Here is a 12,218-nt window from a genome sequence, read left to right as displayed (position 1 = left end):
AAAAAGCGGGCGCCGTATCGAAGCGATACGGCACCGCAATGTTGCGATCAGAGATCGAGTTCGCGCAGGTACGCGGCGAATTTCTCCAGCCCGTCAATAGTGCGCGGGCCGCTGATCCCCTCGTTATAATTGAGGACGAAGAAGCGATCATTGATTACGGCAGGAACTGTTTCCATCACTGGATTAGCTTTAAGAAAGGCGATCTTTTCCTCTGCTGGGGTATCCCCATAATCGAGGATCATGATCACTTCAGGCTCGGCCTCCACGACAGCCTCCCAACTGACCTGTGCCCAACGCGCATCGAGATTGTTGAAGATGTTGATCGCACCCGCGTGGCGAATGATATCGTTGGGTGGTACCTGGCTGGCGGCGGTAAAAGGCTGATCCTCACCGAAATCATAGAGGAAGACCGGGACCGGCTCACCGTCGGGCACCTGCGCGTAGACGGCCTCAATCCGGTCACGCATGCTGGCGACGATCTCATCGGCCCTTTCCTCAACATCAAAGATCTGTCCCAGCCGCTCGAGATCACTGAACAAAGCCTCAAAGGGCGTCACCCGCTGTGGGAAATCGGGATAGTTAAAGCAGGACTCGGTATGCATAAAACTCATGATGTCCAGTGTGTCGAGAATCTCGGGCGTGATGCCGCGAGCATCTGAAAAGCCGGAATTCCAGCCGGCGACCACGAAATCTGCATTTGCGTCGACGACTAGTTCGCGATTGAGAAGGTCATCGCTTAGAAATTCCACCTTCTCATACTCCGATGCCCAGGGTGACTGGGAAACAGGTGGATTTGCAGGGGGCATGACATAGCCGTGAACATGCTCGGTCAGCCCCAAAACGAAGAGTTTGTCGGCGCTACCGCCTTCGTAGACCACAGCGCGCTGGGGAACCGTGTACTCGACGTCTTCCGCACATCGCTGGACTGTGGCGATGCGGGCTTCCGCGTCGTCGGCTTCGATCTGAGCCCCGCATCCGGCCAGGACGAGCGAGAGCATTGACGTGGGCAGCACAAGACGCTCCAGAGGAAAGCCGGCCATGATCGAATGATCCTTTTATGTTCAGGAAGAGGTCAGGGTGTAGAATAGCTGCGGATAGCCAGTCAGCGGGTGGTCAACGATGATGACGTCGACGCCGAATACCTCCTGGACCACCATGGGAGTCATGATCTCGCGAGGCGTGCCGGCGTCAAACAATCGGCCATCGCAAATCACGCCAAGATAATCGCAACAGGCCGCCGCCAAATTGAGGTCGTGCAGGACGACCAATACGGCCAGTCCCGATCCTTTCAAAAGCGAGAGCAACTCGATCTGGTGGCGCATGTCGAGGTGATTGGTCGGCTCGTCAAGCACCAGGATTTTCGGCTCCTGGACGAGCGCTCGGGCGATCATGACGCGTTGGCGTTCTCCACCGGATAGGTCAAGCATGCCGCGATGTGCCAAGTGAGCGACGTCAAGCTGAGCCATCGCTCTGGCGCAAAGATCCTGTTCCCGTGCGTCAAGACGCCGATTTCCCTTTAGATGGGGGGCACGGCCGAGCGCCACCATCTCCTCGACCGTGAAGTCCAGATCCGAGCTTGCTTCCTGCGTCAGGGCTGCGATCGATTGTGCGGTTGCACGCAGGCTTAATGCCGAGAGATCATCGTTGCCGAGCCGGATCACTCCGCCCGATGGGCGTAAGGCACGATAGACGCAGCGCAATGCGGTTGATTTCCCCGATCCATTCGGACCGATCAACCCAACCACCTGCCCTTGCGGGACGTCCAGGGTCAAAGCACTGACAAGTGCTTTGCCGTTGATAGCGACCGAGAGATTATCGAGGCGAAGATCCACCGTCAGCGCCCTCCGAAGATATAGCCGCGACGTCGCATCAAGATGATGAAGACGGGCACACCGACAAGTGCGGTAATAACCCCAAGCGGCAGCTCTCGCGGCGCAACGAGCGTACGGGAGATGAGATCGACCCAAATCATCAAGGTGGCGCCGACCAGAGGGGCGATCAGCAGAACGCGAGCGTGGCTGGCGCCGAAGAGGATGCGTACGATATGGGGAGTGACCAGACCAATGAAGCCGATCGCACCACTCACGGCGACCATGGCACCAGTCATCACCGCAGTGAGGACGAACAGGACTCGACGCAGCTCATTTGCGTCAAAGCCCACGCTGGCCGCCGTTTCGTCGCCGAAGGACATGATGTCGAGCGGTCGACTGAAGCGATGAAGGATGACGATGCCGATTATTATAGCGGCGGCTACGATGGGCAGACTGCCCCAACGTGCTGCACCAAAGCTACCCATGGTCCAGAACAGAACTGCGCTTGTCGCCTCACCGGTGGGCGCATAATAGATAATCAGACTCATAATCGCCTGAAAGCCGAAAGATAACGCGACGCCTGTCAGGACCAGTCGGAGTGGTGTGGTTCCCATGCGGCCATAGGCAATGGCATAGACCAGAACTGCGGCGATCAACGCACCCGCAAATGCGCCACCAGTGACAGCGTAAATCCCCAAAAACCCTAGGGCGCCAAACGTATTGATCAGGACGGCGCCGACGGAAGCTCCCGAAGATACGCCTAAGATATAGGGGTCCGCCAATGCGTTGCGGACAAGCGTCTGTATCGCAACGCCAACGGCACTTAGACCTGCTCCGACAACGGCCGCCAACAACACACGCGGTGTTCTGATCTGCCAGATGATTTGGTAGCGCGTGACTTCGTCGGCAGTAATGGTGCCGCTGGTCACCGCTGCCCATAGGTAGCGAGCTGTGTCCACGGGATGAATGACAGCCGGCCCTAAGCCTATCGCAACCAGAATAGATACCGGCAGCAGGACGGAGAATATGGCCAGTGCGGCCGTCGTTCCCGCATGCGTGGCCAGCCAACGTGTCCCTTTGTTGGGTTCCGATGTGGCGCTTGGGCAGGCAGTGACAGAGACGGGAGACACCATACGGCTCGACGACGGGCTGAGGATAAACACGTCCAGCACATAGCAATGATATAACATTACGGCAAGTCGTTTGATGTTACCCCAAGGGTGGACCTGAGCAGGTTGACGCACGATCGCTCAGCCCGCTGAGATGGACGAAAGCGTTTCCAGAGAAAGTCGATCATTCTTCCTTATGCAAAGCTACTGATAAAGATTGCAATATGAATCTGCTGGTTTCATATTCAATCCGAATTAGCCGGAGCTCAGAGGGGAGGGGAGATGGAATTGCGCCAGCTTTCCTTTTTTGTCACGCTGGCGGAAGAGTTGCACTTTGGCCGTGCCGCTGCCCGGCTTAACATCGCCCAACCAGCTCTTACCGTTCAGATCCAGAACCTGGAACGCGAACTCGGTGTGCAGTTGCTGATCCGTTCGACACGGCGGGTTCAGATGACCAAGGCAGGTTCGGTTTTTTATGAGCGATGCCGACGCATCCTCAACGACCTGGATAATTCGTGTTCGATCGCCCGTGCGATCGCTGGCAAGGATCTCAAAAAGCTCACCATCGGTACCATCTATCCGGCGACCTTTGGTATCCTACCCAGCTTCCTCGCTAAAATCGGCCGTCGATTTCCAGACATCAAGATTCACGTTCGTACCGGCACGAGCGAGGCCATTATCCGCGAGATCGAGTCGGGAACCGTCAATATCGGTTTCATCCGTCCTCTTGAAAATCTCGGCTCTCTTCGATGTTTGGGTATCGGCCATGAACGATACCTTTTGGCCATACCGGCCGACAATCCTCTCGCTCACAGCGACAAAGTCAATCTAACTGACTTACGCAGTCAGAAAATCATCGCCTTTGCGCGGTCCAATCTCTCCTACACCGAAGGGTATTTCTACCAGCAGTTCCGTGAACACGACTTGCTGGGCAGCGTCGTTTATACCTGCGATGATACCCTCTCGCTGATGTCGTTGGTTTCCTCGGGCCTTGGCGTCGGTTTCATCCCAGAATGGACTCATGAATTGCCAAATCGTGACGTTGTTCTAAGGCATGTGGAGGGGATTGATTTCAAGGTCGGCCTATCGATCGCTTGGAACAAGGAGGACCCCACGGCCAATCGAGACGAGATCGTCGAAATGGCGTGGTCGCTCCGATAGACGCACATCAGCAGAGGTCGCGGCCCCGCGACCACGGATATGAGACTTTGCGACCGGTTTGAGCTTCTGCGCCCGAGCCGGCGGCTCATCGATCTGACCCGTCGTGCAATCCGCTAATGCTAGCGAATAGATGAGCCGACTCTCATAAGCCGATAACGACACCTCCGCGACACCCGAGTTGAGCTTGGTACCGACTCACGATTGAGCACAACAGGACTCACAAAAGACGACAACGCGTCGCGAGCTGACTCACGAAAGGCGACAACGGGAGTTTCGGTGACCGCAGGTGAAACTCGCCCACCGTTTGGCGTGTCCATTGCAATTCAGGACGATTTGAGAAGCACACGCCCGACACCACCTGCAAGTTTTTAGAATGTCTCGTAGGATGACGACATTCAGGAGCTGTTTTTCACATGCGAATGGCCAAAACGGTCGGCTCTTGCCGGATCAGCTTCGCACGGCGTCCGGCGCGTTTTGGCTGCTCGGGGGTGGTTTTCTGTCGGTCAGCTTTTGGAGGGGCAACACCAAGGAGCGGCCATTCGCCGGATTGCCAAATTCGGCCGATAGTCCGGGCTCACTTAAGTCCGTGCGGGCCGACGTACGGTTCTAACTTTTCCGCTGCTCCCACCTCCACAGAAAAGGCGGTCGCCGCCATCGGATTCAAGCCCCGAAACGCCGGTTCCTGGCGGCATGTCCAGTCGCTCGAGCACCTCTCCCGTTTCCGGGTCGATGCGGCGTAGATCGCTCCCGCCGTCTTCCCACGTGCCGTGCCAAAGCTCGCCGTCTACCCAAGTGACGCCGGTGACGAATCGATCGGATTCGATCGTGCGCAGCACTTCTCCGGTCTCGGGATCCACCTGATGAATCTTGCGCCCGCGATGCTGCCCTACCCAGAGCGAGCCTTCCACCCAGGCCAGCCCTGAGTCACCGCCAACCCCGGGCGCGGGTATTGTGGCGACGACATCGCCGGTCTTGGGATTGATTTTTTGGATCGCGGCATCGGCAATCTGGAACAGGTGCTCGCCGTCGAAGGCGGTCCCGGCATGGGCGGCGACATCGAGCGATCTCAAGATTTCTCCGCTTTCGGGATCGAGAGCATTCAGCCTGTCGCCGGTTGCGAACCAGATCTGACTGCCGTCGAAGCTGACCCCGGCCACGTCGTCCACATCGGGAAAGGGACCATATTCACGGATGATTTCGGCAGCTGAATGTTTCATGATCGTCTCCTAGCTGGAAATTCCTGCGACGGGGAGCAACAAGCTTGTCGGGAATCCCGGCACGCTCGTCGCGATCCAGCGACAGGCCCGCCCGCGCCCGAAGGCTTCAACCTGGCCCTTATGGGCAAGCTCTTCAAGTGCCCGCTGCACTGTACGCGGGCTTACACTCAACCCCAACGCCAATGCCGAACTCGACCAGGCTTCGCCGTCGCCGAGCAGAGCGAGCACTTCGGCATGATCGCCCTCGACGGGCGGCGCCAGCACGGCGACACTGCCCGCACCGTGAGGCCGCAAAACAAAACCCCGCTTGGTCGCATTCAGCGCCGCCAGCGGTTTGATCGCCTCACGCAGCCGGGCCATTTCGACACGCAGTCGCGCGCGGTGCGACTCGTCGGCATGCCGTGCCCGGAAAGCGCGTTTGAGAAGCGTTTCGCGCGGTACGTCCTCCGGCCATGCCTCCGCAAGGGCACGGATAAGTGCGAGCAGCACCGGACGGGCCGCGAGCGGAACAATCTTTGTCCCTGCACGTACGATGTTGCGGCAGGCGTCCACAATGAGCGTATCGGAGGCCAATAGTCTTTCGACGTCTTCGAGGTGGAGCAGCCGCTCGACGTCGCGCGTAACGAAGCGCGCCGCCGGCGCCCCGAACGCCCGCACTGCCTGGTCGACCTCGGCCACAAGCGCTGGAATGCGCGCGTTTTCCGCTGCCCGTCTTGCCCGCTCCAGAGCGGCTTTCGCTGGCTCCGTCATGATGCGACGGATGGCTATCCCCGCCACCACCAATTCGCGCCCGACCAGCGAAGCGGGTGGCAGAACGCCGGCGTCGAACGCATCGAGCACCTCTTCGGCTTCAACGAGACGACCGATCAGGAGAAGATGCCGGGCTTGGAGATAGCCAGCGTGCGCCGCGTTCCATCGGTCGCCTGACGCTTCGAGTACCGTCCGCGCTGCGTTGAGCGTTTGCAAGGACCGGCCAAGATCGCGCGTGACAAGGGCGATTTCGGCTTCGGCGACGGCACAACGCGCACGGGCCATAGGCTCTCTCGAGCCGAAGGTACGTGCCGCGCTTCTCAGAAGCTCCCTGGCGCGCGTGAGGTCGCCGAGCTGAGCCATCGCGATGCCACGCAACGCCAGCGCCGGTGGGTCATCGCGCAATGCGACCCTCTTCAGCGCAGCGAGGGGGTCGCCAGCCGAGAGAGCGCGTGCAGCGGCAGTGATCAGCGAGTCCATTGAAATCCCGTCACACTTGTAACTCTCACCCGACCCTCTGCCCGAGCTAGCGTCTTGGTATCGCAACCGCTGGAAACGGCGAATACAATGAGAGGACCGGAAATGACAATGCGCACCGCAACAGAAATGGTCGCTTCGTCGCGCAGGCCGGCGGTCGATGTGGCAGGCCGGCTAGGGCTTGCCGCTGCCCCGACCTTCGCGCTGATGGCCTGGATTTCTGCCGTCGGCTCGCCCGGCATGACGATGTGCTCTGCCACGTCGGCTTTCGTGCCGATTAACGACATGGCCCTCATGTACGTGCTGATGAGCCTCTTTCACCTATCGCCGTGGATGAAGCTCCTTTCCGCCCGTTCGCAGCGCCCCAACACTCAAACCGAAGGAGACTGACAATGCAACACGCCGTTGTTTCACACGATGAATGGCTGATCGCCCGCCGCAACTTCCTGAAAGCGGAGAAGGAACTCACTCGTCTTCGCGACAAGGTTGCCCGTGAGCGGCTTGCCCTGCCTTGGGTGCGCATCGAGAAGGAATACGTGTTCGACACGCCAGAGGGCCCGCGTGCGTTGGCCGATCTCTTCGACGGTCGCTCGCAACTTCTAGTGCAGCATTTCATGTTCGCGCCGGGATGGAAGGAAGGCTGCCCGAGCTGTTCCTACATGGCCGATCACACCGATGGCATGAACAAGCATCTGGCGCATCACGACGTCACCATGATCGCCGTCTCGCGCGCGCCGCTTGCCGAGATCGAGCGCTACCGCAAACGCATGGGCTGGCAGTTCAAATGGGTGTCGTCCTTCGGCAACGACTTCAACTACGACTTCTGCGTCAGCTTCACTCCCGAGGAGGTTGCCAGCGGGCACATCGACTACAATTTCGGCGAATGGCAGGAATCCGGCGAGGAATGGCCCGGCGTCAGCGCCTTCCATAAGGACGACGCGGGCGAGGTCTTCCGCACCTATTCCACCTACGGGCGCGGCGTCGAGGTGATGATGGGCACCTACAACATGCTCGATCTCGCTCCGAAGGGACGCAACGAGGCCGAGGGAATGGACTGGGTGCGCCGCCACGATCGCTACGAGTAGCTGCCCCAGAGAGCACGGGCACATTGACCTGCTATCAACTAGAAAATGAGGTGATCGCCGGATTCCGTCGGGATTCCGGCGATTGCCTTTCGTTCCATGAATCCGTGGTTCCGCCTCGTGTCCAATAGACGCAACGATGGGCAGACGGAGCATGATCCGACTCCTGCGGCACAATCAGGAATTGATGCCGGCACACCTGCCGGGCGGCAGGAAAACCGGACGCGGCGCAATCGCCACAGTTTGCTCAGTCGTCGCGTCCGTTTCCAGGAAACAGCAGTACCGATCTCGATGGCCGGAAGTGCGTCGTCAGCCGAACGACCGCTTTCGCAATCATCCCGAAGTTGAAATCAAATTGCGCACCCGGATGCAGAACTCTGTCCCCGCATGCATGGCTTCGTAGCCTCGCGACATCTGAAATCATTTGTATGGCTGTCGAGTGGCAATGCGAGTCGAAGGTACTCTCGATTGTGGATAAGCGTCCGAGCAGCACCAATTCCGAGTTGTGCTTGGTGGTGCGCCCGAAGACGAGACGGGCAGGGGTTGACATTGTTCCTGTTTTGTTCCTTATACCCCACCTCACGTAAGCAGCACGTGACCTTCCTGAAATCTCACCCGTTCGTCCCGCCGGCTCGTGGGCCGAAGAGGCATTCCAGAAGGACTACGTGCTACGTGATGTCGAAAATCAAAGAACCCGCGGCCGATGCCGCGGACCTGCTGGCCCGCGCCTACATCGATGCCCTGGCGCAGGCAGAAGGTGTAAAACACAAATCGATGCTGCATAGGCTATCGGAACAGGATCCTGTAGCAGAAATGCTTACCGACCTTGAGGGTGAGCCTTCTGAAGACGGCCCACAGCGGTTCCGTTGCAAACTTTCCGGTAAGGCGAGGATGGCATGAAAGCCTCTCCAATTGTAGAGCGTGTTTCATGTTCAAAGGCCGTCATTTCGATCGAACAGTCATCCTGCTATGCGTGCGATGGTATCTGGCCTACGGCCTGAACTTGCGCGATCTGAAGGAGATGATGGCCGAGCGAGGCATCAGCGTCGACCATTCGACAACACTGCTAGGTTGTTCATTTTCTACCTGTGTTGCTGCAGCGGTTCAATCGCCGGAAACGGCAGGTCGGCAGCAAGTGGCACATGGACGAGACCAACCGGGAAGCGATCATCTCTGCGATACCGAGAACCGCTTGCAGGATCGGTCGCGGCGAGCTTTGGCGTCAATCCGCATCCGCAGGAGCCAATACCTGAACAACAGGATTGAACAGGATCATCGTCGCATCAAGCGCCGGGTGCGCCCGATGCTCGGTTTCAAGGCGCTCTCCTCGGCCGCCGTCACATTGGCCGGCATCGAGATGGTTCAAATGATGCGCAAGTGCCAAGGCCGTTTTGCATTCAACCCGGCTCCCTCTCTCAAGCAGCAGTTCGAGACGATCGCCGCCTGAATTGTGCCTGCCGGAACGCCGCCTCTTGTCTTTCCGAAAATTTGCAACGGAACCGCCAAAATGCCCACCGTTCTCGCCGTATTGGGGCACGGTGAGGAAACAAATCCACCCGTTATTCATTATGTCGAGTCGTTGTCGTCTTATGTGAGTCGGGACAATAGAAGCGCAAAATCCAGTATCCACCACCGGGCAAAGTTCCATAACATATGTTACGCGAATCTAAATTGAAGCGGGGTGCGCGCTATTCCCAAGTGCGACTTCTGTTTGAATCCAATAGGTTATCACACAGGAGGATCTTGTCATGGGAAGCCACTACAGCCACCTCACCCTCGAAGAGCGCCGTAAGATTGAACGTTGGCGACAGGCCAATGTGCCGGCGTGCAAGATTGCACGGGCCCTTGGACGCCATCGGTCGACCATTTTTAGAGAACTCAGGCGCAATCATTTTCGCGACACCGACCTGCCCGATGTCGTGGGCTATTTTGCTGTGACAGCCCACAACGATTGCGCCAAACGTCGATCGCGGAAGCGCAAGCTCATCAAACATCCAGATCTTCGCCGTCTCATCGTGGCGCGCATCAAGGATGGCTGGACCCCTGAACAGATCGCTGGCCGGATGCGCTATGAAGATGCGTCACGCCGAGTTTGCCAGGAGACGATCTACCGCTACGTCTACTCAAAGGAAGGCATGGCCCAAGAGCTGTGGTGGTATCTTCCGACCCATCGCAAGTCGCGCAAACCGCGGCGCGCCAGGAAGCGCCTCCCACCCAAATTCCATCGCGACGTCAGTATATTATTCCGCACCGACGTGGTGGCGCATCGGCAGGAGTTCGGGCACTGGGAAGGCGACCTGATGCTGTTCAAGCAGCACTTTGGCGCCCGCAATGTCACCTCTTTGGTCGAGCGCGTCAGCCGGTTCACCGTGCTGCTCAAAAACGATAACAAACGCACCAGCCTGGTTCTGGGTAAGCTCGCTCGAGCCATACGCCACCTTCCCCTGCAGTCGCGCAAGTCGATCACCTTTGACCGCGGCACCGAGTTTGTTGGCTGGCCGCACCTTCAGGCCGATATTGGCACGCAGACTTGGTTCTGTGATCCCTCAGCCCCCTGGCAGAAAGGCACAGTTGAAAACACCAACCGGCGGGCTCGCAGATGGCTGCCACGCAACCTCGACATGCGCCGCGTGAGTGATCTTGAGCTCAAGGACATCTGTGATCGCCTCAACGCGACGCCCCGAAAATGCCTGGGATGGAAAACGCCAGCCGAAGTCTTCAGGGAAAAGATGCTGGCCGGCTAACGGGGACTCCCCTACCCTCGCAGCTCAGAAGTCGCACTTCGAGTATCGCTCACACGCCCCCCCCCCCGTTCACTACGATCTGGCAGTTCTAAGGAGGGTTCACCGATAGCGTCCGTAGCCCCTTTCCCCATAGCTACGCCGTTGGTCATTAGATGTTATCCTTTGCGCGGCACCTTTTGGACAGAACGAGGGAGCCGGTATGACAAAAGGTGCAAAGCTTCTCAAATGGGCCGCCATTACCGCAGCCGTGCTGCTCGTCGGGTATGTCGTGATCGGTAGCTGGCAAGCTGCCAATCTGCTTGACGCTACGCTTCGTGTTGGCGCTCCGACCGCACAGAGCAGCGGCTGGCCGGCGCCCCAAAGCCCTGCGGATATCGGATATGAAGGCGATCCACAGCAGGCGTATGGCTACGCCTTCCAAGATGTCGAGTTAAGTGGTGAGCTAGGCGATCTCGCCGCCTGGCTGATCCCTGCCTCACAGGAAAACGCAAATGCTCCATGGGCGATCTTTGTCCATGGCATTGGTGGCCGGCGCGAGAACGGTTATCGCTTCCTGCCCACGCTCCATGAGGCTGGCCTGCCGGTTTTGATGGTCAGCTATCGAAACGACAGCGATCAACCGGCTGATCCCAGCGGCCTATACGCCTTTGGCCTCACCGAATGGCGAGACCTCGAAACCGCTGTGCAGTATGCGACAGAGAATGGCGCTCCTTCCGTCATCGTTGTGGCGGAATCGATGGGCGGCGGTATCGTCGGCCAGTTCTTGCGCCAATCTGATGCTGCCACCTCCCTTTCGGCCATCGTGCTAGACGCGCCGGCAATCGACTTTCACGCTATCCTCACCGATCAGATCGAGCGCATGAACCTGCCTCTCGCACCCATTCTGGCACGTGGCGCGCTTTGGTTCAGCGGACTATCCGAGCCGGTGCATTTGTCGGAGGCAGTAACGACCAATGAGTTCGCCGCGTTCGGAGAACCGATATTTCTTTCCCACGGTTTCACCGACAGCGTCGTTCCGATCGGCAGCAGCGACGCCCTGGTTGCAAGGCGTCAGAACGTCACCGAGTACCTGCGAACTGGATCTGACCACATACAATCGTGGAAAAGTGACCCAGCCCGGTATGAGGCTGCACTGAGCGGATTTCTCGCGACGCTCTAGCGCGCAACTAGAGACGACTGACATTGGATCTTGAAACTGGCGCCGCTAACATAAATCCATTGCCGAGATCCTCCATCTCACCGCTTCTAAGCAATTACTATCAATGAGGAAGTGATGAGCGATAGACCCTTTGGCAAAGCTCTAAGCCTGCGTCTTCCCAGCGGCGGCGTCATTGTCGCCGACAGCGTATGAGAACTCGAAGGTCTCGATTTGTTTTGGCCTAGGAATGATGAGGAATTTCCGCGCTTGATGCGCCTTTGCAATGACGCGCTTGATGGTTGGATTTCGCCGAGAAGGTAAGATCTGCCGTCGAGGCAGCAGCGCAAGCGCGGTCTCGCGCCATGCCATAAATCCCATAGAATGTTGAAATTTCGAGCGCTCGATCCGAACCCGGGCAACGCTCAAACTTCCTCATCGCCGACAGCGAGCGACCAAACAGCAGCCTAGCTTATTCGAACTGGCTTCTCATCTCGTCGCATCGCTGGCTCGCACTTCCGGCGCATGGCGACCCCGACTACAATTGGGCTATGGAATTGCTCCCGGACATCTGCGGTCCGCGAAACGCTGCCGGATTCCTGGCGTTCCGCGCGGCCACGAACTCCACCAATGAGCTGTGCAGATGCGCGGAAGTATGCTTGTTGGTACGGCAGTCGGGTGATCTGGGGAATACGAACCAATTTGAATGCCAGCCCACGAGCGGGGCACTCT

11 protein-coding genes and 1 pseudogene are annotated in these 12,218 nt (G+C 58.4%); 7 read left to right on the top strand and 5 right to left on the bottom strand.

Features of this window, described 5'->3' with window-relative positions:
* Positions 1 to 47 precede the first annotated feature (47 nt).
* From NO934_RS19220 to NO934_RS19210, 3 genes are read right to left on the bottom strand one after another with little or no spacing between them, the layout of a single operon-like run.
* A complete protein-coding gene (locus NO934_RS19220; protein ID WP_309164330.1) occupies positions 48 to 1,040 on the bottom strand; it encodes an ABC transporter substrate-binding protein in 993 nt (330 codons plus the stop codon).
* Between the two features lie 21 nt (positions 1,041 to 1,061).
* Positions 1,062 to 1,832, bottom strand: coding sequence for an ABC transporter ATP-binding protein (locus NO934_RS19215; RefSeq protein ID WP_309164329.1), 771 nt, complete (start codon positions 1,830 to 1,832; stop codon positions 1,062 to 1,064).
* Between the two features lie 2 nt (positions 1,833 to 1,834).
* Positions 1,835 to 2,944: an iron ABC transporter permease gene (locus NO934_RS19210; RefSeq protein WP_309164392.1), complete on the bottom strand. Its 1,110-nt coding sequence runs from the start codon at positions 2,942 to 2,944 to the stop codon at positions 1,835 to 1,837.
* Positions 2,945 to 3,202: 258 nt separating this feature from the next.
* Here NO934_RS19210 and NO934_RS19205 point away from each other — a divergent pair, with 258 nt between their 5' ends.
* Entirely contained in the window at positions 3,203 to 4,081 is an 879-nt protein-coding gene (locus NO934_RS19205; RefSeq protein ID WP_309164327.1) for a LysR family transcriptional regulator, read from the top strand.
* Positions 4,082 to 4,659: 578 nt separating this feature from the next.
* Here the strand turns inward: NO934_RS19205 and NO934_RS19200 are convergent.
* Both NO934_RS19200 and NO934_RS19195 read right to left on the bottom strand, forming a co-directional pair.
* On the bottom strand, positions 4,660 to 5,298 hold the full coding sequence (locus NO934_RS19200; protein WP_309164326.1) for a PQQ-binding-like beta-propeller repeat protein: 639 nt from the start codon (positions 5,296 to 5,298) through the stop codon (positions 4,660 to 4,662).
* 9 nt (positions 5,299 to 5,307) lie between these two features.
* The gene (locus tag NO934_RS19195; protein WP_309164324.1) at positions 5,308 to 6,528 is read right to left on the bottom strand and encodes a helix-turn-helix domain-containing protein; all 1,221 of its coding nucleotides are present in this window, start codon (positions 6,526 to 6,528) and stop codon (positions 5,308 to 5,310) included.
* Positions 6,529 to 6,630: 102 nt separating this feature from the next.
* On the opposite strand from NO934_RS19195, the gene NO934_RS19190 reads away from it, so the two are divergent.
* The 6 genes and pseudogenes from NO934_RS19190 to NO934_RS19165 all read left to right on the top strand — a co-directional run bounded on the left by NO934_RS19190 (position 6,631) and on the right by NO934_RS19165 (position 11,510).
* The gene (locus tag NO934_RS19190; RefSeq protein WP_309164323.1) at positions 6,631 to 6,915 is read left to right on the top strand and encodes a hypothetical protein; all 285 of its coding nucleotides are present in this window, start codon (positions 6,631 to 6,633) and stop codon (positions 6,913 to 6,915) included.
* 2 nt (positions 6,916 to 6,917) lie between these two features.
* Positions 6,918 to 7,610: a thioredoxin family protein gene (locus tag NO934_RS19185; protein ID WP_309164322.1), complete on the top strand. Its 693-nt coding sequence runs from the start codon at positions 6,918 to 6,920 to the stop codon at positions 7,608 to 7,610.
* Between the two features lie 672 nt (positions 7,611 to 8,282).
* Complete coding sequence (locus tag NO934_RS19180; protein ID WP_309164321.1) at positions 8,283 to 8,507, top strand: hypothetical protein; 225 nt, start codon at positions 8,283 to 8,285, stop codon at positions 8,505 to 8,507.
* Between the two features lie 28 nt (positions 8,508 to 8,535).
* A pseudogene (locus NO934_RS19175) lies at positions 8,536 to 9,054 on the top strand (transposase).
* Between the two features lie 301 nt (positions 9,055 to 9,355).
* Positions 9,356 to 10,351 (top strand): IS30 family transposase, encoded by a 996-nt coding sequence (locus tag NO934_RS19170; RefSeq protein WP_309164320.1) that lies wholly within the window; start codon positions 9,356 to 9,358, stop codon positions 10,349 to 10,351.
* A 199-nt stretch (positions 10,352 to 10,550) separates the two neighbouring features.
* Positions 10,551 to 11,510, top strand: a complete 960-nt coding sequence (locus NO934_RS19165) for an alpha/beta fold hydrolase (RefSeq protein ID WP_309164319.1) — start codon at positions 10,551 to 10,553, stop codon at positions 11,508 to 11,510.
* Positions 11,511 to 12,218: the final 708 nt, after the last annotated feature.

Origin of the sequence: Pelagibacterium sp. H642 (assembly GCF_031202855.1) — a bacterium.
Lineage (GTDB): Bacteria > Pseudomonadota > Alphaproteobacteria > Rhizobiales > Devosiaceae > Pelagibacterium.
This window is presented reverse-complemented; position numbering and strand designations above follow the sequence as displayed.